The organism is Streptomyces sp. NPDC051219, from assembly GCF_040682335.1.
Classification (GTDB): domain Bacteria; phylum Actinomycetota; class Actinomycetes; order Streptomycetales; family Streptomycetaceae; genus Streptomyces.
In genome coordinates, this window is sequence record NZ_JBFBAS010000029.1 from 1 (window position 1) to 25,185 (window position 25,185).

At 70.4% G+C, this 25,185-nt stretch carries 21 protein-coding genes and 4 pseudogenes; 16 read left to right on the top strand and 9 right to left on the bottom strand.

Translation table 11 applies throughout. The features are described from left to right. Window positions 1-367 precede the first annotated feature (367 nt). Together AB0M62_RS26620 and AB0M62_RS26625 are read left to right on the top strand one after the other, a co-directional pair. Entirely contained in the window at window positions 368-934 is a 567-nt protein-coding gene (locus AB0M62_RS26620; RefSeq protein ID WP_366076829.1) for a transposase domain-containing protein, read from the top strand. A gap of 5 nt (window positions 935-939) precedes the next feature. Then, on the top strand, window positions 940-1,461 hold the full coding sequence (locus AB0M62_RS26625; RefSeq protein WP_366076891.1) for a transposase: 522 nt from the start codon (window positions 940-942) through the stop codon (window positions 1,459-1,461). Here AB0M62_RS26625 and AB0M62_RS26630 read toward each other — a convergent pair. The 3 genes and pseudogenes from AB0M62_RS26630 to AB0M62_RS26640 all read right to left on the bottom strand — a co-directional run. Next, a pseudogene (locus AB0M62_RS26630) lies at window positions 1,407-1,553 on the bottom strand (RHS repeat domain-containing protein); the annotation flags it as partial. The gene AB0M62_RS26625 and the pseudogene AB0M62_RS26630 overlap by 55 nt on opposite strands. Window positions 1,554-1,557: 4 nt before the next feature. After that, window positions 1,558-1,962 (bottom strand): hypothetical protein, encoded by a 405-nt coding sequence (locus AB0M62_RS26635; RefSeq protein WP_366076830.1) that lies wholly within the window; start codon window positions 1,960-1,962, stop codon window positions 1,558-1,560. Further along, entirely contained in the window at window positions 1,959-2,813 is an 855-nt protein-coding gene (locus tag AB0M62_RS26640; protein ID WP_366076831.1) for an IS5 family transposase, read from the bottom strand. The genes AB0M62_RS26635 and AB0M62_RS26640 overlap by 4 nt, the downstream gene beginning before the upstream one ends. Before the next feature lie 209 nt (window positions 2,814-3,022). Between AB0M62_RS26640 and AB0M62_RS26645 the strand changes: the two genes are divergently transcribed. Then, complete coding sequence (locus AB0M62_RS26645) at window positions 3,023-3,991, top strand: SMI1/KNR4 family protein (RefSeq protein WP_366076832.1); 969 nt, start codon at window positions 3,023-3,025, stop codon at window positions 3,989-3,991. Window positions 3,992-4,057: 66 nt separating this feature from the next. Here the strand turns inward: AB0M62_RS26645 and AB0M62_RS26650 are convergent, their stop codons facing one another. From AB0M62_RS26650 to AB0M62_RS26665, 4 genes and pseudogenes are all read right to left on the bottom strand, one after another. After that, complete coding sequence (locus AB0M62_RS26650) at window positions 4,058-6,157, bottom strand: hypothetical protein (RefSeq protein ID WP_366076833.1); 2,100 nt, start codon at window positions 6,155-6,157, stop codon at window positions 4,058-4,060. 293 nt (window positions 6,158-6,450) lie between these two features. Next, entirely contained in the window at window positions 6,451-7,953 is a 1,503-nt protein-coding gene (locus AB0M62_RS26655) for a hypothetical protein (protein WP_366076892.1), read from the bottom strand. A 246-nt stretch (window positions 7,954-8,199) separates the two neighbouring features. Continuing rightward, on the bottom strand, window positions 8,200-9,873 hold the full coding sequence (locus tag AB0M62_RS26660; protein ID WP_366076834.1) for a hypothetical protein: 1,674 nt from the start codon (window positions 9,871-9,873) through the stop codon (window positions 8,200-8,202). 259 nt (window positions 9,874-10,132) lie between these two features. Next, a pseudogene (locus AB0M62_RS26665) lies at window positions 10,133-10,309 on the bottom strand (short-chain fatty acyl-CoA regulator family protein); the annotation flags it as partial. A gap of 1 nt (window position 10,310) precedes the next feature. Here AB0M62_RS26665 and AB0M62_RS26670 point away from each other — a divergent pair. The 3 genes and pseudogenes from AB0M62_RS26670 to AB0M62_RS26680 all read left to right on the top strand — a co-directional run. After that, window positions 10,311-10,406, top strand: a pseudogene (locus AB0M62_RS26670) (3-hydroxybutyryl-CoA dehydrogenase); the annotation flags it as partial. A gap of 100 nt (window positions 10,407-10,506) precedes the next feature. Next, window positions 10,507-10,877 (top strand): annotated as a pseudogene (locus tag AB0M62_RS26675) (5-methyltetrahydropteroyltriglutamate--homocysteine S-methyltransferase); the annotation flags it as partial. 290 nt (window positions 10,878-11,167) lie between these two features. Next, entirely contained in the window at window positions 11,168-11,833 is a 666-nt protein-coding gene (locus AB0M62_RS26680) for a DUF4328 domain-containing protein (protein WP_366076835.1), read from the top strand. Between the two features lie 320 nt (window positions 11,834-12,153). Here AB0M62_RS26680 and AB0M62_RS26685 read toward each other — a convergent pair whose 3' ends face one another. Then, window positions 12,154-12,792, bottom strand: coding sequence for a helix-turn-helix domain-containing protein (locus tag AB0M62_RS26685; RefSeq protein ID WP_366076836.1), 639 nt, complete (start codon window positions 12,790-12,792; stop codon window positions 12,154-12,156). A gap of 68 nt (window positions 12,793-12,860) precedes the next feature. On the opposite strand from AB0M62_RS26685, the gene AB0M62_RS26690 reads away from it, so the two are divergent. The 10 genes from AB0M62_RS26690 to AB0M62_RS26735 all read left to right on the top strand — a co-directional run bounded on the left by AB0M62_RS26690 (window position 12,861) and on the right by AB0M62_RS26735 (window position 24,079). Further along, window positions 12,861-14,468, top strand: a complete 1,608-nt coding sequence (locus AB0M62_RS26690) for an FAD-binding oxidoreductase (protein WP_366076837.1) — start codon at window positions 12,861-12,863, stop codon at window positions 14,466-14,468. A gap of 987 nt (window positions 14,469-15,455) precedes the next feature. Beyond that, on the top strand, window positions 15,456-16,652 hold the full coding sequence (locus AB0M62_RS26695) for an ABC transporter permease subunit (RefSeq protein ID WP_366076838.1): 1,197 nt from the start codon (window positions 15,456-15,458) through the stop codon (window positions 16,650-16,652). After that, the gene (locus AB0M62_RS26700; RefSeq protein ID WP_366076893.1) at window positions 16,538-18,073 is read left to right on the top strand and encodes an oligopeptide/dipeptide ABC transporter ATP-binding protein; all 1,536 of its coding nucleotides are present in this window, start codon (window positions 16,538-16,540) and stop codon (window positions 18,071-18,073) included. The genes AB0M62_RS26695 and AB0M62_RS26700 overlap by 115 nt, the downstream gene beginning before the upstream one ends. A 132-nt stretch (window positions 18,074-18,205) precedes the next feature. Beyond that, window positions 18,206-19,324, top strand: a complete 1,119-nt coding sequence (locus AB0M62_RS26705) for an ATP-binding cassette domain-containing protein (protein WP_366076894.1) — start codon at window positions 18,206-18,208, stop codon at window positions 19,322-19,324. Window positions 19,325-19,385: 61 nt separating this feature from the next. Further along, window positions 19,386-19,535: a hypothetical protein gene (locus tag AB0M62_RS26710; protein ID WP_366076839.1), complete on the top strand. Its 150-nt coding sequence runs from the start codon at window positions 19,386-19,388 to the stop codon at window positions 19,533-19,535. A gap of 2 nt (window positions 19,536-19,537) precedes the next feature. Beyond that, window positions 19,538-20,599, top strand: a complete 1,062-nt coding sequence (locus AB0M62_RS26715; protein WP_366076840.1) for a succinylglutamate desuccinylase/aspartoacylase family protein — start codon at window positions 19,538-19,540, stop codon at window positions 20,597-20,599. Between the two features lie 93 nt (window positions 20,600-20,692). Further along, window positions 20,693-20,854 (top strand): hypothetical protein, encoded by a 162-nt coding sequence (locus tag AB0M62_RS26720; RefSeq protein WP_366076841.1) that lies wholly within the window; start codon window positions 20,693-20,695, stop codon window positions 20,852-20,854. A gap of 39 nt (window positions 20,855-20,893) precedes the next feature. Beyond that, window positions 20,894-21,370 carry a hypothetical protein gene (locus AB0M62_RS26725; protein ID WP_366076842.1) on the top strand — a complete coding sequence of 159 codons (477 nt, stop codon included), beginning with the start codon at window positions 20,894-20,896 and terminating at the stop codon, window positions 21,368-21,370. An 833-nt stretch (window positions 21,371-22,203) separates the two neighbouring features. Then, window positions 22,204-23,325, top strand: coding sequence for a hypothetical protein (locus AB0M62_RS26730; RefSeq protein WP_366076843.1), 1,122 nt, complete (start codon window positions 22,204-22,206; stop codon window positions 23,323-23,325). Window positions 23,326-23,698: 373 nt separating this feature from the next. Continuing rightward, window positions 23,699-24,079, top strand: coding sequence for a hypothetical protein (locus AB0M62_RS26735; protein ID WP_366076844.1), 381 nt, complete (start codon window positions 23,699-23,701; stop codon window positions 24,077-24,079). Between the two features lie 81 nt (window positions 24,080-24,160). Here AB0M62_RS26735 and AB0M62_RS26740 read toward each other — a convergent pair whose 3' ends face one another. After that, on the bottom strand, window positions 24,161-24,853 hold the full coding sequence (locus AB0M62_RS26740; RefSeq protein ID WP_366076845.1) for a hypothetical protein: 693 nt from the start codon (window positions 24,851-24,853) through the stop codon (window positions 24,161-24,163). Window positions 24,854-25,185: the final 332 nt, after the last annotated feature.

The following is a 25,185-nucleotide window of genomic DNA, read 5'->3' on the forward strand; positions in this document are numbered from 1 at the left end:
AGCCGTGTGCGGGAGAACCGCACGCACGGTTCGATGCGGCGGGGGCTGGAAACGGGGCGGACGTACTCCGCAACCGCGCCAGCCCCCGACCCTACGGTTGGGGCGGGTCCGGCCAGCGGCCCGAAACGCGAAAGTGCCTTCTGAACTGCAATGCCGGTGAGTTAGCACGTCGGTGCAGGTCAGGTGATCGACGGTGGGATGTTGGGGCGGCAATATCCCCTGGTGACGTTGCCCAGTTCGTCACCTCTGGTGATGTGCCAGCGGAGGCCGGGACGCAACAACGGAGTTCCCGGTGGGACAGAAGATCGACCAAGATCCGACCGTCCGCGAGGGAACTCCGTTGGGTGCTCAATGTGCCATCGCCCGCATGCCGTCTGCCATCGCCGAGGGTGATCAAGTCCCGTTAAAGGGGCTGGTGGCGCCGCCGGACCGGCGCTTTGGCGAGCATGTCCGTCTCGGCGTGTTGACCGAGGAGATCAGTCCTGAGCTGGTGGACGAGAGCGTGGAGTTGACCGGCTGCGGCGAGCGTCGCCGCCGATTGCTGCCGGCCCGGGCGGTGGTCTACTTCGTCTTGGCGTTGTGTCTGTTCAGCAGCTCCGACAGTGCAGGGCCACCGGGATACCGGTCGGTCCTGCGCGCGCTGAGGGAGAAACTGCGGTACCTGCCGGGCATGTGCGTGCAGTGTCTGCCCGCCAGCTCGGCCCTGACCCGGGCCCGGCAGCGGCTGGGCGACAAGCCGCTGCAGGCACTGTTCGAGCGACGATGCGGCCCGCTGGCCACGACCGCCACCCCGGGCGCGTTCGCCTTCGGGCAGCGTCTGGTGGCCTGGGACGGTACCGCGCTGGACGTCCCCGACACCCCGCCAACGCACGGGAGTTCGGGTTCACCGGCAAAGGTGGTGTCAACCAGAGCGGACACCCACAAGTCCGCCTGACGGCGCTGACCGAGTGCGGCACCCACGCCCTGATCGACGCGGCCTTCGACGCCGTGGCCAAGTTCAGCGAGCACAAACTCGCCCGCCAACTGCTGGCCTCCCTGCGGCCGGACATGCTGCTGGCCGACCGCAACTTCTCCGGCTACGAGCTGTGGGGCCTGGCCCGGGCCACCGGCGCCCACCTGGCCTGGCGGATCAAGAAGAACCTGGCCTTCGTCCCGCTGCGGGTACTGCCCGACGGGCCCTACCTGTCGGTCATGCCGACCCCGAAGGAAACTATCCGGCACGGACAAGCCAGGGCCGCCGGCCGCACACCGGCCGAGCCGCCCAAGGGCCACACCGTCCGTATCATCCAATACACCGTGACGGTCCGGCCCCGGGTCGGCCTGCCCCGCACCGAGACGTTCCGGCTGGTCACCAGCCTGCTGGACCACCGGCTCGCCCCGGCCCGCCAGCTGGCGATGACCTACCGGCCGTCGGTCGACAGCCGCCTCTTGCCGATGCGACGGCCGAGCGGATCGTACTGATAGCGCCAGCGTGTTCCGTCCGGAGTCACGACCGAGACGAGCCGATCCTCGGCGTCCCATTCGTAGCGCCATGTGTCGGGCTTGCGTGAGAGGTCGTTAAGTCCCTTTCTGGTAGAGGCCCCGTCCGGGCTGGGTGAGGAAGCCTTGGCGGGTGAGGCGTCCGAGGCGGCTGCGGGTGACGTTCAGGGCGGGGTCGTCGGTGGGCATGCCGAGGAGTTCGTGCAGGTCTCGGACCCGGAATTCCTGGTCGGGGTGCTGGTTGAAGGCGTTCACGATGGCCTGGTAGGCGGTGGACTGCTCGGCCGGCTCGGATGCGGTTCGGGTCGGTGCAAGCTCGGCGTAGACCTTTCTGGCTGTGGCCAGTTCGGCCAGACGGTCCTCGGCGTCGGCCAGGGCGGTGGCGAGGTGTTCGATCTGCCGGCGCAGGTCATCGGCCCTGACTGCGACCCGGTCGTGCTCGGCCTGCAGGCTGGTGAGGAGGTCGGTGATGTCGTTGTTCATGCGGCCGCCACGATCTCGTCGCGCCAGGCCGGGGAGGGGGTGGTGAGGCGGCGGGTCATGTTCGCGGTGGCCGCCCAGTAGACGCGGGAGACGGAGTTGTCAGGCCGGTGGTCGTACTCGCGCACCAGACGGCGGTGGAGCATCAAGGTGCCGTTGACCTGCTCGACCACCCACCGCTTCGGTTGCGGGATGAACCCTTTGGCCTTGTCCTCGGGGTTGCGGACCACTGTCTCGACGGTGATGCCGAGCAGGGCGCCGTGAATGATGGTCTCGTCCTTGAACCCCTGGTCCACCAGGGCTTTCTCCAATCGGTTCCCGCACCGCTCGGCGGCCTGCGTGAGCAGGCCCGTGCCGGCGGCGTTGTCGTGGGCGGAGGCGGCGAGCACGACGACTCCGATGATCAGGCCCAGGACGTCGACCACGAGCCCGCGCTTGCGGCCCGGTGTCTTCTTGTTCGCGTCCAGTCCCGTCGTTGTCTTGGGGACCCCGGCCGCCGCGCGGACGGACTGGGTGTCGATGACCACGAGGGACGGGTCCTCCAATCGCTTGGCCCTCTCCCGTACCTGGCAGCGCAGAAGTTCCTGTATTCGCTGGTCAAGGCCGTCCTGGCGCCACAGCGTGAAGTAGTAGAACACCGCCGACCACGCGGGCAGGTCGTGCGGGAGGTAGCGCCACTGACACCCCGTCCGGTTCTGGTAGAAGATCGCGTTCACGACCTCCCGCAGGTCACAGGAGCCCGGATCCCCCGTCGCCGACCGCGCCACCCGCCCCTGCTTCCACGACTCGATCATCGGCCTGAGCAGTTCCCACTGCTCGTCCGTCACGTCACTCGGATACGCCGGTCTCTCCATAGCCGCACAACATCACTCACACCCCGGCCAGCACGTCAGTACGTCGAACGACCACACGATCGAGCGATCACGAACCGTAGATAAAGGAACTGGAAGCCCGAAGCCGACGAGTGGGCCGCCGACACGCGCCTTACGTACGGCTCGCGGCAGTAACGTTCCGGGCGTACGCCCAGCCCCTATAACCTCGACACCAGAAAGGTTCCCTCTCCATGCCGCTCGAACTGCCCGATGACATACGTCGCAGCGTCACCCAGGCCACCACTATCACCGCGCCCGGCGTTACGGCGCTGCTGGACTACCTCGGCGGCCTCGCCACCGAACACGCCGCCGATGAGCCGAACGTCAACCGTTCCGCCGCGCTCGAAGCCGCGTCCGTCGTATACATGTGCGCAGCCGGGGCCACCCGCACCGAAGCCGACCGGCCTGGGACCCGTACGACCGTAAGCATCCTCGCCCTCGTCCGCGAGGCCGACCAGCTCGTCTGCTCGGGGATGCGTGAGTACGACGCGCACGCCATCCTCGCCCACCTGGCCGCCGGGTCCGACAACGTGCAGCCCTCCGCCCCCGACCGGCGCTTGAAGCAGCCCGCGGCACGACAGGTGACCGATGCCTGGCGGCGCATCGCCGCATGGCTTGAGGTGAACGCGCCGGCCTCGCATGCTGCGCTGCTGCCCGGCGCGACCAGGCGGGACGTGGATGTCCTGGAGCGGGAGCTCTGGGTGCCTGTTCCTGTGGAGCTGCGGGCGTTGTGGGCCCTGTGTGCAGGGGGCCGGGATGTGCAGGGTGCGGGGCTGGTTCCTGATCACGGGTGGGCGCTGATGCCGCTGGATTCCGTGCACAGGGTGTACCTGCGTCAGTCACGGTGGCAGCGGGAGCACGAGGGCGAGGGCTGGTTGTGGAAGCCGTCCTGGATCCCGTTCGCCTCGTGGTCGGTGACCGACGTCAGTACCGGTCTGTTTATCGACGCCGAGACGGGCGAGGTCGGCCATTGGGACGACACGGCTGTGCGGACCGTGTGGGACAAGTCGCTGACGGAGCTGCTGGAGGAGATCGCTGACACGCTGGAGCACCCGCAGCTTGCTGTCGGCTACCGGCCCGGTCTGATCGGTGACCGTCTGGTGTGGGGTCCTCCGCTCGCTGCGGACGAGGCCGCGCTGTGGCGGCCGTTCACGGGCTGACACGAGAGAAGGGGCGGACAGGCTGCTGCCTGTCCGCCCCTTGTGCTGTCTGCCGTCAGCCGCGGCTTACACCTTGCGCCAGGTGCAGGTCACTGCCACGCCAGAGCAGTGGTTGAACCCCGGCGTGTCGATGAAGAACCCGTCCCCGTCGGTCAGCCGCCACAGGCTGGGCTGGAGCTTGTGGAAGGCGCCCTGGTTCTGCGACGAGTCGATCGCCGCACGTCCGCACCGCTCCGTTCCGGTCGGGCCGTTGGTCGCGACGCGAGTGTCCGCGAGCAGACCGAACGACGTCGACCCGTCACCGACCCCGTTGAACACCCAGTCGGTGTAGAGCTGGGCGCACTGGTTGCCGCTGGTGACCTGGTTGAGCCCGCCCGGGTATCCGCCGCTTTCGTGTGTGGACGCCGGCGCGTACTCGTCACAGTCGGTGGTGCCGACGATGCTGTCGGCAGGGTGCTTGGTCCACGTGGTGGGGCAGACGACCTTGCGGCTGTCGTCGGACGACCAGACCGCCCCCGAGGCGTTCCTCTTGGCGGTCTCCGGACCCAGGTAGTGCGCCAGGCTGTCCCACTTCTTGGAGCCGGCGTGGTCGGGCATCCGCTCCTGCATCAGCCAGTAGTAGGCACCGGCCGCCGGGTACAGGTTGGTGTCGACGGTGAACGTCGGCTTGAAGAACGGCAGCACACAGCCCGGGGTGACCGCACCTCGGGTGATGTCGTCGCACCGCGGCGCGAGTTCCCGCATGGACGCGACGCCGCTGCTGCCGAAGTCCGCCGTCGCATCGACCGAATCACTGGCGTCGACGGTTGCGGTGATCGACCAGTCCAGATCGATCTGCTCCTTCCCGGTGCCGAGCCAGCGGGTCACCACGGTGCCCCACATGCTGCGGTAGTCCTGCGCCGAGTCGTAGTCCCAGCTCGCGCCGTCGACCGGGTTGGCGCCGTCGTCGGTCCACTGGATCGGCGCCACATCGCACGCCGAGCACGACGAGTCGATGTCCCACCGCATCGTGACGCCTTCCAACGCGGGGTCGATGTAGGTGGGTGCGATCACGAGCTGCTGGTCGAACTCGGCGAAGTCGCTGCCGGATTCGGTCTTGTTGCGGTAGGTCTTCATCCGCTGCTCGAACAGGAACGTGCCCCGGCCGATGGCCGGCTTCTTCGGATCGGCGTCGAAGAACCACAGCTCACCCTCGCCCAGGGTCTTCAGGCAGGCTTCGGTGCGGTTCATGTAGTCGAGGCCCTCGGCGGCGTTGGTGCACCAGTCGACCAGGTCGACCGCGTCGTTACCGCCCGGCGTCGACATGATCCCCGCCGACTCGGCCGACTTCGCGGTGAACGTCTGCTTGGTCTCCCGGGTCTTGCCGGGCTTCGGCGGGGCCTGCACCGACTTGGCCTTGTCCCGCTTGACCATGCGGAAGCACACCATGCGGTCGGCCTTGTCCTGCTTGGAGCAGTCGTCCTTGTCGAAGTCCGCCAGCGTCGGCGACGACTGCGCCGTGGCCGTGGACGACGTCGCCGTGGCGGACCCGTCCGGGTCAGTGCGGGTGAACTCCACCGTGGTCTGCGCGGTCGAGTCGATCCCCGACGTGGACTGCGCTGTAGGGAACGTCACGTAGGGCTCAATGCGGAACTTCGCCCACGGGGACCAGGTCGTCTCATACAGGCTGCCGTCGTAGGCGTTGGTGTGCATCAGGTAGGTGGTGCGCGGCTTCAGCCTGCCGTAGTCGACCTTGACCGACGCCGTGCTGCCGGACGTCACATACGGGGACACCAGCACCCCGTACGGGTTGGCGTCGGTCAGGTTGACCTTCGTTCCCGGTGTGCCGTCCGCATTGGCCGTGTACACCTCGAACGTCAACGTCGACTTCTCACCGTCGGCGTCGGTGACGGTGTTGCGCAGCACGACCTCGGGGGCGACGACCCGCCATGTGTCACCGGACTTGGTGAACTTCGGACCGGCGGACGGGGACTGGCCCGACACAGGCCGCGACCCGGCCATGACCGAGAACGGCTCCGCCCCGTGGACCTTGGGCGGTGCGCTCGATGGCCCCGACGGTCCGTCTGCTGCGACGGCGGACGGTATGGCGGAGGCCATCATCAGCCCGGCGACCAGGACAATCCCGGGGCGCAGGCATCGCTTTGCTATGGAGCTGTGCAACGACACGAGCTGCTGTGTCCTTTCCTAGGTAATGAGACATGTGTGCGAATGGCGCACAGTCGCAGGACAGTAGGCACAAGCAGGCAACGTGTAAAGGGTGTTACCTCGGGGGGTGCTCCAACACCCGGCTCTCAGTTCGGAGCCACCAGCGGTCCCCGAGCTAAACGCGCGATACCTCACACACCTCGTCCACGTAGCGGACTCCTCGACCGGCGGATCACCCCCGCGCACGCGGGGATGAGTCGTGTGCCGGCTTTACCTTCCACTCAGCCCGGACGGGGCCTCTACCAGAAAGGGACTTAACGACCTCTGAGATCCGCGCCTTCTGGCGCAACGTGACGCGGCCTTGGGCGTCGTGTTCGTAGCGGACATCGCCCGCCCGGTTGATGCGGGTACCGGAGTAGTCTCGGAAGCCGGTCGCTCTCTCCCCGCCGCCGGAGGGTTCGGCAGGAACGCTCGCTCCAGTCGTGTGCGCTGACCCCCGTGACTCGGCCAACCGGGCTCAGCTCGAGCTGCCGCCGACCGTTCAACTGGTCGTCGACAGCGGTGATATGACCGTCCTGCCGGTAGGAGTACGCGCGGCGCTGGACGACCCGGGCGTCGGCACTAAGCACCAGTTGATCGCTGAGACGCCCCAGTGAGTCGAAGGTGTGGTTGAGGGTTAGTGTCTCGCCGATGCGGCGCGTGATTTCACGTCCGCTCTCGTCGAACTCGAAGGCCAGGCGGTGGCCCGAGGTGTCCAGCTCGACGCGTCGCTGTGCAGGGTAGGTCCATGAGCTGACCGCCCCGCTGGGGGTGGTGCGGCGGGTACCGCGGTCCGTTGCGTCGTAGACATGGATCAGTTCACGGCCGTTGCAAATCTCCTTCAGCACCCGGCCGGCGCTGTCGCGGAGGTAACGCAGTTCGGCATCAGGCCGGCCAGCTCCGGTCATCCGGCCGGAGCGGTCGTAGGTGAAGCTGGTGATTGTGCCTGCCACGTCCTTGGTGACGATCCGGCCGCCTGCGTCGCGCTCGAACCGGAGCGTCTCCCCGAGACCGTTGGTGCGAGAGGCGAGCCTGCCCGCCTCGTCGTGCCGGTAGGCGATCAAGCGCCCGTCGAAGTCGGTCTCGCGCGCCAGTTGCCCGGCCGCGTCGCACTCGTAAATCCAGCGCAGCCCCTGGGGGTTGGTGACGTTGGAGATGCGCAGTTCGGTGTCGTGCGTGAACTCGTGGCGTACACCTTCAGGTGTGGTGCGTGCGGCGAGCAGGTCGAAGTGGGTGTACTCGAACCGGGTTGCACCCCCGAGAGAGTCAGTGCGGATGAGGCAGTTGCCTTCGCCGTCGTAAGTCCAGGACTGCTGCGATCCGTCCGCCTCGATCTGCCGGGCGAGCTTGCCCTCGACCGTCCACTCCATATAGGTCGTATGGCCGTGCGGATCGGTGATCAGAACTGGCCGTCCGAACGCATCGCGCCTGTAATGCGTGACCGTGCCCAGAGGACTCATGATGGCCACGGGAAGTCCGGCGCCGTCGCAGTGCAACCGGTTGACGGGGCCCAGGGAATCACCGAGGCCGGTGAGGTGGCCCGAAGCGTTGTGTGTGAAACGCGTCGTCGATCCGTCCGGGCGGGTGAAGGAGACCGGATTGCCGCGCTCGTCGTATTCCTGCCGCCAGGTCGCGCCATCCGGGCCGGTCACGGCTGTGAACTCCGAGAGCTCGAACAACGCATCCGCGCGCCGGGTCAGACAGGAGTAGAACTCACCCCGGAAGCATGACAGTTCCGCAAACGGATCCTGCCCGACAGCATGATGCAACAGACTCATCCCCACGGCCTTCGTGCTGAGCTTGTGTGTTCCTTGGTCGGATCACATGCTCAGCCGAAGGCCGCCTGCACGCAGGGCAGTTAGCGGACCAGTTGATCAAGTACGAGAAGCCGTTCGACACCCGAGGTTAAAGATCAAGCTAGTGCCGTGCCGACGATGCGAACACGCCAAGGTCCATGGTAGACAAGGGATTTGATGGGTCCTGATGAATCGTCGGGTACGCGTGCGGCTGCGGTTCGCGGGTCGTCAGCAGCAGCCGCCTTCCGCCGCGCCGGCGACGGCTTCGAGACGGCAGTAGCAGGACGCGTTGATCGGTACGTCCGCCATGGCGGAAGCGAGCTTCAGTTGCTGGGCCACGATCTGCGCTTCCGCACTCTTGCCCAGGCGCAGGAGACACTCCTGGAATCCGTGCAGTGCCCACACGTTGCCGGGGTGTTGCGAAGGACGCGGCAGCGTGTCGTCGAGGCCCAGGTCGGCCCGGTAGACGGCCTCCGCCTCTTCCACACGTCCCTGTTCGAGAAGCAGGGCGCCGTACGCGTGCCGTGTGGGCTGCATCCATCCCCACGGCTCGTCGTAGGGAAGGTTGTCGTCGAGTGTGATCGACCGCTCCAGTGCGGCGAAGGCGGCGTCGTGGTTCCCCTTGCGGTACTCCAGTTCGCCGTCGAGCATCTCCGACGCGATCGCGAGGATGTCGACGCAGGTGTTGTTGAACAGCATGCGTGACTCGGGTACGCGGGAGACGGCCTGACGGAACAGTTCGCGTTCGGTCTCCGCCTCGGGAATCCGGCCGGTCGCCGAGAAGGCGACGCCGCGGGCGTAGTGGAGCATCGCCGTGGTCGCGCAGTACAGCTCCGGGTCGGCGGGCAGCGGCAGTTCCAGGATGTCGGTCCAGCGGCCGAAGCGGATGACCACGTGTACCCGCATGGCGAGGAAACCCTCCAGCCAGTCGGCCATGGGCGGACTCTGCACCCTCAGCAGTTCCTCGGGGATGGAGGCTTCGAGCTGTGCGGCGGTCTCCAGGGCGGTCGCCGACTGACCGAGGAACATCGCACCGTAGATCTTGAAGTGGTAGTTGTGCGATCGGTACAGGGTGTAGAAGTTCATCGCGCCGGCCCGCGCGTAGTACTTCTCGTCGGCGGCGATCGCGGTGGTGTTGTCCGACACCACACGCCGGTAGTCCCCGCAGAGCACCTCCAGGTGTGTGGGCATGTGCTGCAGGTGCCCGGCATCCGGCACGAGGCCGCGGAGCCGGTCCGCGACGGGCAGGGCGGCCTCGGGGGTCGGGGACATCTCCATGAGGTGGATGTACATGTGCAGAAGGCCGGGGTGCGTCTTCCCGGGCCCGGTGCCGATCGCCCGATCGAGGACCGCCTTGGCCTCCAGCGTGCGGGAGCCTTCCGCCGGCAGCCCGGTCCGCAGGTCCCACAGCTGCCATGGCGTGAGGTTCATCTGTGCGTCGGCATGGAGTGTGGCGACATCGAGGTCCTCGGGAGCGAGTTCGTACACGGCGCGCATCCTGTCGGCGTAGGGCTTGTTCCACACCGAGCAGTCCTCGACCGCTTCCGCCTGCGGATACCGGTACCGCAGCGCCTGGATCAGGGCCTGCTCGACGGGAGTGGCGCCGGCCGCCCTCTCGTGGGCGCGTTCGACGGACGCGTGGGTGCGTTCGACGGTTCGGGCCAAATCCTCGCCGTCGAAGAACTCCCAGGGCTTGTTGTAGTTCGGACCGAGGGCGTAGGCGATGCCCCAGTAGGCCATCGCGCAGTCCGGATCCGCCGCGGCGGCGGCTTCGAAGCAGGAGACGGCCTCCTCGTGGTGGAAGCCGTACGACCAGAGCAGCCCGCGGTCGAACCACATCTGGGCGGACGGGGAGGACGTCGTCACGGGGCGGGTGTGGGTGCCGAGGTCGTAGTAGTCCATCCGTCTCTCCTGAAGGTACGGTCCGGTCAGCCAGGTGGCGCGTACGAGCCATTCGGCCCGGCCGGACATGTGGACGCGCCGCGACCGGCACGCACGGTCCCAACGTGGTGAGGTCTCCGGGGACACCTGTGGCCGAGGGTAGAACCGATCTCGCCCGGCCGGGAAACGCACGCGTGCGTGCGGGTTCCGCGGGTATGTCGGGGCGGTCCGGCGTCAGCCCGCCTGCTCAGGTAGGTGGCACCCAGGGTGGCGATCCCCGTCAGTCGATGCCCGCCCGCGCGCCCCGGCCACGGCGTAGGGGGACGAAGGTGCTGCTGTTCTCGTCGATCGCCGGCCGGCGGTCCAGGGGCGGTACGGCCCGCTGAGGGCAGTCGGTGCGTTCGCAGAGGCGGCAGCCCATGCCGATGGGCATGACGGAGGAAGCGTTGTCGAGGTCCCTGTACGTACCGCCGCCGCTGCTTCACCGCATGGTGGAGGCGGGGCTTCTCGGCCGTAAGAGCGGTTGCGGGTTCCACACCTGCGACCGGGGCTGAGGCGCCCGGGTCCGTCGCGTGCCGAGGACCCTCCGGCTGCTGTGGAGAGGGGCGCGGAACCAGACTGGTGATCTGTTCCTTGCCCCTCACGCGTTCGGTCGACCGGCCGAAGTTGCTGGCCGCCTCGTACTTCGGGCGGCTCCGCGACGCGCTGACCGTCTGGCCAAGGCTCCGGCCGAGGGCCTCGCCCTCGCTTCACCGAATCGGGCAGCGCCCACCTCGCTGGCCCGCGGGCTGCCCGGCAAGCGCCTGGTCGAGGGTGTCGTCAACGGGCGCAACATCTGGATCAACGACTACGAACAGTCCCTCGCCACCCTCGGCACGCTCCTCGGCCTCGCCGACCGCGTGGTCGTGTCCGCGTCCTGCTCGCTCCTGCACGTTCCGCTGGACGCCACCGTCGAACGCGACATGGCCCCGCAGATCGCCCGCCGGCTCGCTTTCGCACGGCAGACTTCCGCGCCGTTGGCTTCTGCCCGCGCTGGTACGCAACCCCCTACTGACCGGCCCACCTGGGGCAACGACTACGGCGGCGGTCGGTCAGGAGGTGGCGTCAGCGAGCTTGGTGAGCTGTTCGGAGACGACGTCGGGCGCGGCAGCGGCCTGCCGCGAGTTTCGTGGGCCCTTTGCCTCTAAAGCTGGGCAGCGTTCAAGGGCCTGGCGCAGAAGGCCCAGGTAGGGCGGTACTGTTCCGGCCACGGCGGCCGACGGGGTCGCCGTGGTGCCTCGGGGAGGGGCGCCGATTACCCGTGGGGGTCCCGGTCGTGCTCAGAAGTCCTGTCGGTCTGTCCTACGCGGTCGTGTCCCTGCTCGGCGCGATCATCGTGTCTGATGTCCTCGTACTCATCGCGGCGTTCCACGTCCGTGGCATGACGTCCGGGATGTCGGCGGACCGGCTGGACCCGGCGGTGTTCGAGGACCTGAACCTGGCCGTCGCCGAGGGTTTGTCCCTGCTGCTGTATCTGGCGACCGGGGCCCTCTTCATCATCTGGTTTCACCGGGTCCGCAAGAATGCCGGAGTCTTCGGGCCCGATCTGCACAGGGGCGGACCCGGCTGGGCCATCGGCTCGTGGTTCATCCCGATCGCCAACATCTGGCTTCCGCGCGGGGTCGCTGCCGATACCTGGCGGGCCAGCCGCCGTGACCCATACGGCGACGGCAAGGCAGAGCCGCTCACCGTGCTCAACCTGTGGTGGTTGTTCTTCGTCCTGACGCAGATCGCCGACTTTGTCGCGGGCGAGGCGTACGACGACGCCGACACGGCCGAAGAGTTCGCGACCGCGGCCGGTGTGGTGATGGGCTCGGCCGTGCTGGACATCGTGGCGGCCGTACTCGCCGCACTCTTCGTACGGCATCTGACGGCGATGCAGCACGCAAAGGCGCTGCGGGGACCTGCCGTGGGTCACAGTGTGATCCCGCCCGGGGCGTAATGCCGCCTGGCCAGGAAGAACATGGCTGTATTGCGCCGTGGGGAAGGGTGCGGCCTGCTGACAAGACCTCAGCCGTCGTGCTGGGGGGATCTGAGGGTCGCGACAGCTCCCTCGCCTTTATGCCGCCCCTGGGATCTCCAGGTCAACGTGGACCGGCTGAACGCGGCTGCCGACAGTGCGGCCAGCCACACCTCCCGCACGCAGCTGCCGGCCGGATCCGCGGCTGGTCGGACTCTGCCGTCTCCCGAGATCCTGACGCAGTCCGCTGCCCGAGCCGGCTCGCGCCGGCCGGGCCGGACGGAGCGCTTCGCGTCGACCGCTCACGTGCTCTCGTCGCCGGTGGCGAGGATGGTGTGGCAGGCCGCGAAGAGCCGTGCGCAGCGTTGCGCCATGGCTTCGGGTGACTGGTTAGGGTGGTTGACCCACCAGCGGACCAGGGCGGTGCACAGGCCGCGCCAGGCGTATTTGAGGGCGTCGGCGTCAAGTGGGTCGTTGGATCCAGCCGCGTGCAGGAGGTCAGCGGTGCCGATCGCGGCGAGGTCGTCGATGGCGCCGCGGTGGTACGCCGCGCGTTGGGCGGCGTCGCTGTCGGGCGGCAGCGTGGCGTCGTAGAGGACGAACCACGCCTCGCGCTGCCCGTCCAGGGCGGTGAACAGGGCGTGCAGCACGCGCAGGGCGGTGGGCGGCGCGCCGGAGGCGTGTTGGGCCATCGCGGCGCGGATGGCGGCCAGCAGCCGGTCGCCAACCGGGTTCAGGCAGGCGAGGTAGAGGTCTTGCTTGCTGCCGAAGTAGTGGTGCAGCAGTGGCTTGGTGACGCCCACACGGGCGGCGATGGCGGCCACGGTGGTGGCCTCGTAGCCGTGGCGGCTGAACTCCTCGGTGGCCGCGGCCAGGACCTGTCGTTCGCGCGCGGCCCTGGGCACGCCCTTGGTGCCGGCCCTGGAGGGGTGCGTTGTCATGGATTCGATATTACCCTAGGGTAATTTTCTGTTGGGTAAATTGCCTGGACCTCGCTGGGAGCACAGTCATGCCTGCCACCCCGTCCGACTCCGGCACCTCCCGCACGCGATCCTGGTGGGGCTGGGGCTACGCCGACGCCCACCCCGACGACGCCGAATGCGCCGCCATGGGCGCCCTGCTGCCGGGCACCCTGGCCCGCCCGCTGCCGATACCCCGGGTCGCCGACCTGCCCATCGCCCGTCCCGGCGCGACACCCCCGCCCGCACTGGCGCACCTGGTCACCGCCGATCCGGAAGCGCGCGCCGCACACGCCATGGGCAAGGCCTACCGCGACGTCATCCGGGCCCTGCGCGGCCGGCCCGGCCGGATCCCCGACCTGGTCGCCCGACCGACCGACGACCAGGAGGTGGCCGACCTGCTGGACTGGGCCGGCGGGCACGGCGTGGCCGTCATCCCCTTCGGGGGCGGCTCCTCGGTGGTCGGCGGAGTGGAGTACCGCGGCGACGCACACTGCGCCGTGCTGTCGCTGGACCTGACCTCGATGGACCGGGTCCTGGAGATCGACGCCGACAGCCGCTCAGCCCGCATCCAGGCCGGCGCGCTCGGTCCCGTGCTGGAAGAGCAGTTGCGGCCCTACGGCCTCACCCTGCGCCACTTCCCGCAGAGCTTCGAGTTCTCCACCCTCGGCGGCTGGCTGGCCACCCGGGCCGGAGGCCACTACGCCACCGTCCGCACCCACATCGACGACTTCGTCCAGTCCCTGCACGTGGTGACGCCCGCCGGAGCGGGGACGTCCTGGCGGCTGCCCGCATCCGGCGCCGGACCGTCGCCCGACCGGCTGTTCCTCGGCTCTGAAGGCGCGCTCGGCGTCATCACCGAGGCGTGGATGCGCCTGCAGGAGCGCCCCCGGCACAAGGCCTCGGCGTCCGTGGCCTTTGCCGACTTCCACCAGGCGCTGGACGCGGTGCGTGCCATCGCCCAATCCGACCTCTCCCCAGCCAACTGTCGCCTGCTCGATTCCGGCGAGGCCGCGCTGTCCGGCGCCTCGCACGACGGCTCCACCGTCCTGGTCCTGGGCTTCGAATCCGCCACCACCCGCGTCGACGACCGCCTCACGAGCGCCCTGGACCTGGCCCGCGCCCACGGCGGCGGCCGCGGCGGGGCGCCGACGGCGGACCGCGACGCCCCGGCCGACACGGCGGTGAGCGCCTGGCGCTCGGCGTTCCTGCGCATGCCCTACCTACGCGACGGCCTGGCCCGCATGGGCGCCGTCGTCGAGACTTTCGAGACCGCCGCCACCTGGGACAAGATTCCCGCCCTGATCGATGCCGTCCGCACCCAGGTCGGCACCGCCGCCTTGAAGGCCACCGGACACCCGGCCACCATCAACTGCCGCCTGACCCACGTCTACCCTGACGGCGCCGCCCCCTACTTCACCGTGGCCGTCGCCGGCCGACCCGGCGACGAGGTTGAAGTCTGGGACGACATCAAAGCCGCCGCGAGCGACGTCCTGCACCGCTACCGCGCAACCATCACCCACCACCACGCTGTCGGCCGCGACCACCGCCCCGGCTACGACCTCCAGCGCCCGGAGCCCTTCGCGCTGGCCCTGCGCGCCGCCAAGGACGCCCTGGACCCCCATCGCATCCTCAACCCAGGCGTCCTGATCGACTAACAGAACGGCGGCATACGGGCGAGGGCGGCGTGATCTGTCCAACGGCTTTCACGCAATGGCCCCTTCGGCAGCGGGGTACGGATGGCGATGTCCTCCACCCCGTTCGTGTCCTGCCGGACATCGCCACCACACCGATAGCCGCACCTTCGGTGTTGCCTTCTCGGGCTTCGCCCTCGGCCCGGACTGGAAGGTCAAGCCTTGGGGGTGCTGGCGTTCTCGTGAACAGTGACCGAGGCAGAAATGAGGTGCCTCCCGAAGTCGTGCTCGAGTGCTGTCGCTTCTCGGGTTCTGGCTCAGCTTCTGTTTGCGCCGTGAGGCGCTGTTGGTTCGAGTGGAGGTGGAAGACCTGCACCAACCCGCTGTCGCAGCAGCAGGGTTGAAGCTGAGGGCAGCCTGATCCGGGTGATGCCGGGGAGGGCGAGAGCGGCCCTGACAAAGCCGGGACGTACCCAGAACTGCCAGATGGGGCGGGTCCGGCAAGCGTGATGGAGAGGAGTACGCGAGGAACCGGCGTTTTACGTCTCTTAAAGGGACACCGGCTCGAACCTGGCGGATCTGGGCCGGAAGCGGTGCGTATCCAGGTCATCCTTTCGGGTGATCTGACAACTCCTGGGCCGGTCTACAAAAGCTGGCCGGGAGGCCACGAGGAAAGCCTGCGGCGTACTCGTGGCGATGCCGCAGGGACACGGTCGGGCTCCTCCTTCATGGAGCGAACCACGGTGAACACGGGAACCGTCCCGAACCTCGCCCCCTCACCTGCCTCCAGCAGACTGCCCGGGCTGGGCGCATCGACCGCTGATCGGTTGGGGACGGGGCGGAGCCGCCGTAGTACTCCGAGGCCGGGAGAGCCGGCCGCATGGGGAAGGGCGGCAGCGGTATCGAGAAGGGAAGGATGCTGCAATGCCGGAAGACGCCCCGCCGAATGGCGGAGCTCCGGGCCCTCGGGCCCGGGTACTGGAGATGCAGACCAAGCTTCACCGTTGGACGGTGGCCGATCCTGGCCGCCGGTTTGATGACCTGTTCAACTTCGTGCACGACCCGGCGACGCTGTTGGTGGCGTTCGACCGGGTCGCGGGCAACCAGGGAGCCCGGACTCCACATTGGTTCGAACGGCCTTCGGCCACAGCACGTCCGCACTCACTCCCAACGCGGCTTCGATGTCCAGGCGCGTCCGCGGCCGGCGTCGACGGCCTGACTGCCATCGATGTCGAGGAGTCGATTGGTGTTCCCGGAAAGACCGGGCCGGACCGGGAGATCGTCGCCGCGTACCCGTACCGCAACGCCTGCCTGCTGGCGACGGTGCTTCTGATCGCGCTCGGCGTGTGGCTGGACTGGCTGCCGACTTCCGGCTGGCAGGGCCCGCCGAACATGGTGCTGCCCGCGCTGGCGATGGGCGTTCCGGCGGGCGGGCTTCTCGGCCGGCTCGTCGACGACGCCCTGCCCGCCGCGTTCGGCGAACGCTGGGTCGGACTGTGGCGGGCCTCGGGTGTCTTCGCGCGGCGCATCGCATTCGCGGCGCTGCGCCGGTCCGTGCCCGCGATCGTCCCGCAGTTCGGCCTGGTCGCGGTCGGGCTGACCGGCGGGGCGGTCCCGGTGGAGACCGTCTTCGCCGTGCCCGGCATCGGTCGTACGGCGCTGGGGGCCGCCAAGGCACAGGATGTGCCGCTGCTTCAGGGCGCGGTGCTGGTGCTGCTCCTTCTCGGCCTCGCGGCGGGCGTTCTCGCCCACCTGGTGCGGGTACGGCTGCTCGGCCCCGGACTGCGGGACGCCGCCTTGGCATTGCCCGCGCCCCGGCAGGCCCCGGCGGGCCGCCTGGCCCGGGCGGTACCCGTGGCACTCGCGGCGGTCCTGCTGATGGTCACCGGCTGGGGGCTGCTGCGCGACCCGTACACCGTGAAGGCCACCGCCCGCCTATCCGCCCCCTCCTGGCCGCACCCACTGGGCACCGACGGGCTCGGCCGGGACGTACTGGCCCGGCTCGGGCACGGCGCGGCCGCGACGCTCAGCGTGGCGTGGCGGTCCGCCTGGTCAGTTATCTCTTCGCCCTCGCGATCGGCTTCCTGCCGTCGATGTCCGCCGGAGTCGCCGACATCGCCAACGCCCTGCCACCGGTCATCGTCGGCATCCTCGTCGCCGCGGCCTTCGGCCCCGGCACCGCCGGCGCTTCCGTCGCCGTCGGGCTGATCTCCTGGCCACCACTCGCCGCGCACGCCTCCGCCCTCGTCCAGGAGACCCGGGCGGCCGGATTCCTCACCGCGCAGAAGGCGATCGGCTCCACCCCGCGCTGGATCCTCAACCGGCACCTCCTGCCCGCCGTGGCCGGCCCGGTGGCCCGCCACGCGGTGCTGCGGCTGCCGGGCATCGCCCTGGCCCTCGCCTCCCTCGGCTTCCTCGGCCTCGGCGCCCAGCCGCCCGCCCCCGAATGGGGCCTACTGCTCGACGAATCCCGGGCCTACCTCGAACGTGCCCCTGGGCGTCCCTCGCCCCGGCGACAGCCCTCGCGCTGCTCGCCGGCTTCGCTGTGTCCCTGCCCACCCTCACCGCACCCGGCCGCCCGGGCACAAGGAAGGAGGCGAAGTCGTGACCACGCCCCTCAGCCTCTGCTGTCCGTACGCGACCTGCGCATGACCCTCCCCGACGGCGTCCGGCACATCACCCCCGTACGCGGCCTTTCGTTCGACGTCCACGAAGGCGAGGTCCTGGCCGTGGTCGGCGAGTCCGGCGCCGGGAAGTCACTGACCGCCCACGCCGTCCTCGGCATGGCCCCCTACGGGGCGCAGCTCACCGGCAGCGTCCGTCTGCGGGGCCAAGAACTCCTCGGCGCGCCCCGGTCGGTGTATGCCGGGCTCTGGGGCCGGCACCTCGCGCTCGGGCCGCAGGATGCCCTCGCAGTGCTCAGCCCCGTGCACACCGTCGGAGACCAGCTCGCCGCCGCCATACGTTCAGTGCGTGGCCTCGGCCGCAAAACGGCACGGGCCGAGGCTGCGGCGGCACTCGACGGGGTGGGCATCGCGGACGCGGCCCGGCGGGCGAAGGCGTACCCGCACGAGTTCTCCGGCGGCATGCGCCAGCGCGTCGTCATCGCGATGGCGATGGTCAACGATCCGGAGCTGATTGTTGCCGACGAGCCGACCACCGCCCTCGACCCCGCCGTGCAAGAACAGGTCCTCGGCGTGCTGGCCTCGCTCCGTGAGGCGACCGGTGCGGCGATGCTCCTGGTCACCCACGACCTGGGGATAGTCGCCGGACACGCCGACCGGACGCTGGTGATGTACGCCGGACGGCACAGCGAGTCCGGCCCGGTGGAGTGGCTGCTCACCCGGCCGCGGGCCCCCTACACCGCCGGGCTGCTCGCCTCGCTGCCACCGGACGAACCGACGGCGGACCGGCGGCTCCCCGCCATCGGTGGCACACCCCCGTCCCCTTCCGAGCTGTCGGCTGGGTGCGCCTTCGCCCCGCGCTGCCCGCTGGCACAGGAACGCTGCCGTACGGACGAGCCGGAGCCGCAGCCGGTCGGCCCGGCGGGGCATCTGGTGTCCTGCCACCGCTGGGAGGCAGTACCCGCATCGGCGCGGGACCTGTTCCCCGTCGGGGGTATGGCATGAACGCCCTGCTGGAGGTCGCCGACCTCACCGTCAGCTACCCGGCGCGGCGAACCTGGGGCCGGCGAGCGGCCCCCCTACTCGCTGTCGACCACGTCTCGTTCACTCTTTCCCCCCGGCGAAACCCTCGCCCTGATCGGCGAGTCCGGCTCGGGGAAGTCGAGCACCGCCTCCGCCGTGCTGCTGCTGCGCCGCCCGGACAGCGGCCAGGTGCGGTTCGACGGACACGAACTGACTACCCTCGACGAGGCAGCGCTGCGGCCCCTGCGCCCGGCGATCCAGCCGGTCTTCCAGGACCCGTACGGCTCCCTCAGCCCCCGGCTGCGGGTCTGGGACGCGGTGGCCGAGCCCCTGCGCGTCCAGGGACGCTGGGACCCGCGGTCCGGCCCCGACCGGGTCACCGAACTGCTGGAGCTGACCGGGCTGGATCCCCGGCTCGGCGACCGGCTGCCACACGAGCTGTCCGGCGGCCAGTGCCAGCGGGTCGGCATCGCCCGCGCCCTGGCGAGCGAGCCACGGCTGCTCGTACTGGACGAACCGGTCTCCGCGCTCGACCTCTCGGTGCGGGCCGGGATCCTGAACCTCCTCACCGACCTCCAGGAACGGCTCGGGCTGGCGTATCTGTTCATTTGCCACGACCTGCCCTTGGTACGGCACTTCGCCCACCGTGTCGCGGTGATGCACCACGGCCGGATCGTGGAGAGCGCCCCCGCCCACACCCTGTACACCACCCCCGCCCAACCCCTATACCCGCGAGCTGCTCACCGCCGTCCAATCCGCCCGGACCCGCACGACCACCGCCACGGCGTGAAGGCCGCATTTTTCCGCAGGCGTTCGGTGGCGACCAGCTCAACCGCCTCAGGGCCAAGGCGGCTATTCCAGGCATCGGGTGGCGACAGTGTGCCGTGCGGGCAGCCGCTTACCGCCTGCCCGCCTGCCACAACTCCGGGCCCCTGCCGCACTCACCCACCTAGCGATCGTGAAAATCGTTTCCGACTTCGTACCATGGAGGACCTCACTCGCACAGGAGGCCCTCATGAACGACCCCGACCACCCCGCGTCGTACACCATCCGCCCCGCAACGAGTGGGGCCGCCTGCTGTCGGAGAACCAGCCGTACGCGGAACTGGCCCCCTGGACCGTACTGGGCCCGGCCACCGCACTCGTCCTCCTCTCCGTCCTCGCCGTCTCCGGCAGGCCTGGGGACGTGGCTGGGCCGGAAGCCACACCTCCGGGCCCGTTTCCTCTTGAGTAGGGTCGGGGACTTGCGCGGTGGCTGACGCTCCGTTTTCGGTCCCCGCCGCTTCAAACCGTGCATGCAGTTCTCCCGCACACGGCTTTCGGGCATCGTTCACCGACTGGCATGCGCTGTCACCTGCGGAGACATCGCCGCAGGCCTCGCGCTGGACGGCTCCTCGCCGCAGCCCATCGACTTCCTCTCCACCGTCGGCCGTATGGAGGCATGACCATGAGCGACACCACCCTCTCCGTCGGCTCCCTGGAGGCCCAGCCCGGCACCAAGGTCCGCGGCACCGTCCGCGCCGACCTGGGCACGCTCACCGTCGACATCCCGCTGACCCTCGTCAACGGCACCCGCCCGGGCCCCCGGGTCGTCATCACTGCGGGGGTGCATGGCGGCGAGTTCACGCCCATCGACGCCGTCGTACGACTGACGACCCTGCTGAAACCGGGTGAGGTGCGCGGGCAGGTGATCATCTGTCCGGTCGCCAACCCTCCCGCCGTGTACCAGGGTCGGCTCAACGTCTCCCCGGTCGACGGCGTGAACATCAACCGTGTCTTTCCCGGCGACCCGGACGGCAGCCCCACCGAGCGGCTGGCCGCCTGGCTCTTCGCTCACCTGGTCGACGGCGCCGACGTCTATATCGACCTGCACTGCGGCGGCATCGACCAGGTGCTGCGGGACTTCGTCGGCTACCGCCTCACCGGTGACCCGGACCTCGACAAGGTGACGGCCGAGCTGGCCGGGTCCTTCGGTATCGAGGACGTCATCCTCGGGGTGAAGGCCGACGGTGGCAACAGCCACGCGGCCGCCGCCCGCCAGGGCATCTCGGCGGTCCTCGTCGAGGTGGGCGAACTCGGGCAGCGCGACGGGGCCACGACTCGCCGCCGCGTCGACGGTCTGTACCGGGCGCTGCGCCACTTGGGTGTGCTGGACCCGGACGACTCCGCCCCGGCGCCGATCCGCGAGTGGGTCTGGGCCGCCGGTGTCACGGCCGAGGCCACCGGCCTGTGGTACCCGGAGTTCTCCTTCGACGCCGACGTCATCGGCGAAGTGGCGGAGGGCGACGTCCTCGGCCGCATCGTCGACCCGGCCGACGGCCGGGAGCACACGGTCCACGCCCCGGCCGGCGGGCGGGTCTTCTACGGCATGCACGGCCTCACCGTCGCCCCCGGCGCCGAACTGGCTGCCATAGCCGTCCCGTGGGACCCCGACGGGGCCACGCGGCCCGACACCCTCCGGACCCACGGCGCGGGCGTCGCACCCGACGAGGCGGATCCCCGCCCGTAGTGCCCCACTCCAGCCGCCCCCCTTCCCCCGTCGCACCACCCTCAGGAGGCACACGATGAGAGACGCCCGGGATAGACCGCCGACTCTTCCTGCGTGGAGTCGGCGGAGTCGCGGCGGGTCTCGTCGCCGCTCCTCCGCGCCTGCGGCACCGGCACCAGCCGGACCGCTGCCGGCAGCGGCGGCAAGAGCTCCAAGACTCTCGTCGTCCGCAACAGCGGCGGCACTTATGGCGAGGCCAACCAGAAGGCCGTCTAGGACGCTTTCACCAAGCAAACCGGCATCCAGATCAAGGTGGTGAACATCGCGTACGCGCAGCTGCTCGCTCAGATCAAGCAGGGCAGCCCGCAGTTCGACGTGATCGACACCTCCAGGGCCGACGTCGTGCGCTGCAAGGACGAGGACGCGACCGGGGAACTGGACTACGACCGGCTGAAGGAAGCCAAGAACGCGGGCATCGCCGAATCCCATGCGTGGCGGCTGCCCGGCACGATGCCTGCCATTGGGGTCCCGGTCGTCGAGGGGGCCGAGGGCGTCTGCGACGCCGGCGTCGCGGGCACCCGGAGAAACACCTCCACCCCCACCACAGCCGACCGGCATCACCTCCCCCCACCACGCTCACCATCCGGCACCACAGGAGGGGGGCACCACCACGTCACCACCCGACCACCGGTGCCCGTCCCCTTCTCCCTCCCGAGATCGCGCAGATCATCCAGGAGCACTGCGAAGTCCTGGCGTACCTGGAGCTTTTACCGAACGGCATGCCGAGCCTGACCGGCGCAGACAACCTGCCGCCCACGTGAACGACCGGCGGACCCTGCTTGCCGGGCCCGCCCCTGCTGTCGCCGGCCGGGGCGGGCCGGCCGCTACCCGCCTTCAGCTTCGGGCGGTTGCGGGGCTAACCGCCCGCCCGGTCAGGGTTCAGCGGCCGGGCCGGAGCAGCGGTGACCACCCCCGCCCCTCCGGCCCCGGCCCCGGCACCCATCCACCACACCACCTGCCCAGGGGGTCTGCCTTGACCACGCACATCCAGTACCCGCCGATCGTCACCGCCCGTATCGACACCGGCGCTCCCGCGCTTATGATGCCGCCCACCATCCCGGGCGACGCGTACACCGTCACCGCGTACGTGAACATCGAGCGCAGCAGGACTGGCCCGCAGACGTCCGGTCGCTGTCCGTCGGCGACGTTTTGGCGGTCACCGGGCCCGACGGCACGACCATCCACCTCAGCGTCGCCTCGGTGGGCTTCTGCGAGATCGAGCCGCCCGCGGTCCGGGTGGCGCTCTCCGGTACACGCGCGACATCCCGCGCCTCCTGATCCACCCCGACCTGTCCTCCCGCGCGGTGCGCCCCGGCCCCGCCACCCTGCCCGGCGTGCGGCCTCCAGCCGGTCCCGACACGGACCGTCCCCGGGGGCCGCTCCCGTCCCTGGCCCCCGGCCCCGCCCCGCGGGTTGCGCGGCTAGGTTCTGTCTCCTTGGTCATCTGGCGGCCGGAGCGCTTGTCGTTGGTCCATGGGGGTGCCGTCGGGCTTCCGCCCGAAGGCGGCCTCAAGAACGGCGGGGAGGTCTGCCTCGGGGACTGCGGCGCGCACCTCCGCCAGGACATGACGAAAGTCGTCCGCATCGGCTTCAACACGGTCGGGACCTGCGTCGTCCACGTCCGCTGCTCCTGCCCGCACGTCGACGGCCTCGCCGCCCACTTCGAACACGTCAGCCTCGCCGCCGACGGCTGGCTCAACCAGGACACCGCCACGCCGTGGGAGTTCTGCCCCACCTCCGCCACCATCCAGCCCGGCCCAACCCCCTGCACCAACCAGCCCGGAAGCCGACACGGCCCGCAACCGAAGGACCACCATCCCCGGGCGCCCGGCGCTCAACCACCGCGACCCGCCGGCCCGACGGGCCCCCAGGCCTGCGCGGCCGGCCTCCCACCCCCACGCGATCACCACACCCACGCACCCACCCACGCAGCGAACGGAGACACCGTGCGCACCAACGCCACCGCCCAGCTCACCGGCCTTCGCGATACGCAATGCGACGCAACTGCCGTGCGCACCGCCCCCACCGGCGCCCGCGCCTACGTCCTGCTGGACGGCATCGGCTCTTCCGAGGCGGTACGCCAGTGGACGCGCACCGCCGCCCGCCGCCTCGCCCGTGCCGCCGCTCACCGCGGCGACGCCGAGGCCGGCCTGCGCGCCGTCTTCGACGCATACGCCGCCGAACGTGCCCACGGCTCCGGCGGGCCGAAGGCCGCAGCCGTCGTCGCCGTCACCGTCCCCGGCCGCCCGCTCACCCTTGCGTGGTGCGGCGACTCCCGGGCCTACCTCATCACCCAGGAAACCGAGCTGCTCCTCGAACGCTCCAGCAGCGCTGCCGAATCCGCCAACGCCGTGCTCGCCCTGATACCCGCCCACCGCGCCGCGTGCCACACCGCCTGGACCCTGGCCCTCACCTTTCTCGGCACCCTGGTCACCGACGACCCCGCCTACCGCTCCACCGTCATGCCCGCCCCCGACCCGGCTTCCCGCGCAGCCCCCGACACCGACTACGCCTCCGCCGCGGCCACTGTCGCCGAGGCTCTCGCCCTCATCGACGACAACCAAGGCTTCGACGAAGCACGCGACAGCGACCCCTTCTGGCCCGCCGACGACGAAGGCGATGCCGTCCGCGCGCTGCGCCACCTGCGCGACACCCTCGCCACCACCCACAAGACCCCTACGACTTGATCCCGCCCCACACGCGCCATCGGCCCCCGGTACCTCACCCCAGCGGCGCGGGGGCCGCCGCCATGCCCGCCCGTCGCCGCTTGCTGCCCTAACTCCCGCCCGCAGCACGGTGAGCCCGCACCCAGGCCCCGGCCACCGGCCGACGCCCGCACCGAATAGCCCCGAGCCCCGCCCTGTACGGCCCCGTGCCCGGACACCGTCCACCGGCGCCGCTGCGTGTATCCCGCCTGCGGCCCCGCCACCACAACCCGCGTCCCACCTGCTGGCACCCGCGCCCAGGCCAGGCCCCCGACGCCCCCCAGCGCGCCTACCGTCCGATAGGAGACCGTCGCCACCGGGCGCCACACCACAACGAGAAGGGGGGACACCCGCTGTGCAGTACCAAACTACGATCAACGAACTCTTCGACATGCAGGGCTTGTTCAGCGTCGTCGACCACATCAAGGTCCCCGAGACCGACCCGAGCACCGGCATCACCGAGGAGGTCGTCCTCCCCCCGCCCCTGATCCGACGCTCCACCCGCCGCGGCGACACCGTCGTGTGGATCCTCACCCCGCCCGGCCTCCACGAGCGGATCTTCGTCGCCGACCGGGCCGCCGTCACCGTCTACTTCAAGGACGTCGACCCCGGCCGCTTTACCGGCCACCTCCCGCCCCAGGCCGCCCCGCAGCAGGCTCCCGCCGCCTGGCCTCAGCAGCCGGCCGCGCCCCAGCGGCGGCCCGCCGCACCCTGGACTCAGCAGCGCCAGGGCTGACCCACCCCGCACCACCGACGGCCCCGGCCGCCGCACCCCACCCGGGCAGCCGGGGCCGTTGGCACGCCAGGCCCTCGGCGCTCAGTCGGCAGACCCCGGCCAACCCGCTCCCGGCACCGACCCGTCACCCGTCCCCGGCGCCCCGACCGGACCGGCCGCAGGCGCGACGGGCGCAACGACCGGGGGAGCGGGCACAGCAGCCACCGGCCGCACCGGCGCCGGCCGCCCCGCCGACGCCCCCGCCGTCGGCCCGCCCAACTCCGGCGCCCGGGCCGCGTTCTGCCGCTCGCGGCCCGACTCCGGCGCCGCGCCCGACTCCGCACCCGCCTCGGCGGCAGTCTCCCGGCCCAACCGGCGCAGCTCCTTGACCCGGTCCGTCCCCACCCCCAGCCGGCGCGAGCACCCCGACACCGTCTCGCCCTTCACACCCATCGCCACCACCACCCGCGCCGCCACCACCCACGCCTTGTGGATCCGCGCCTGGCCACGCTCCCGCACCCGGCGCAGCTCCCCCTCCACCTCGGCCGCGATCACCTCTTCGTCCTCCCGCGCCAGCTCGAAGTCCGCCACCAGCTCGTCGAACTCCGCCTCCCGCCGCTGCCGCTCCTCCTCCGCCTGAGCCGCCGCCCGCCGCTCCTCGGCCACCCGCGCCGCGGCCCGCTCCAGCGCCGCCCTGTGCCGCGGCTCGCTCCAGCGCCGCCCTGCGCCGCGTCCACTCCTTGCCGCCCCGTGCCCTGCTTCGGCTCGCCGCCACCGCAGCCACCTCCCGGCCATCCGGACCCCGCCCAGCGCGGAACCTCTTGGGGCCAGTCTCAGCCGCCCGCACCGGCAGGATGCGCGCCCGGCACGCCCGCGTCCCGCGCCGTAGTACGCCTGTCGCCGCCCCTGGTCCCTCCTACGGGACAGGGACGGTCTCGGGAGGGTGGGGGAGAGGGGACGGACACCGGTTGTTGGCTGTTCACCAGAAGCAAGCGACAGCGGATGTCGATGGCAAGGAGCAGCACCCCCGGAGACCGGGAAGCCGGTGGTCGATGAGTTTCGACAGCACCCGCCGCCTGCCCCCTGTCGATGCATGGCAGCCAAAGCGTCAGTCAGCCAGACCCCCG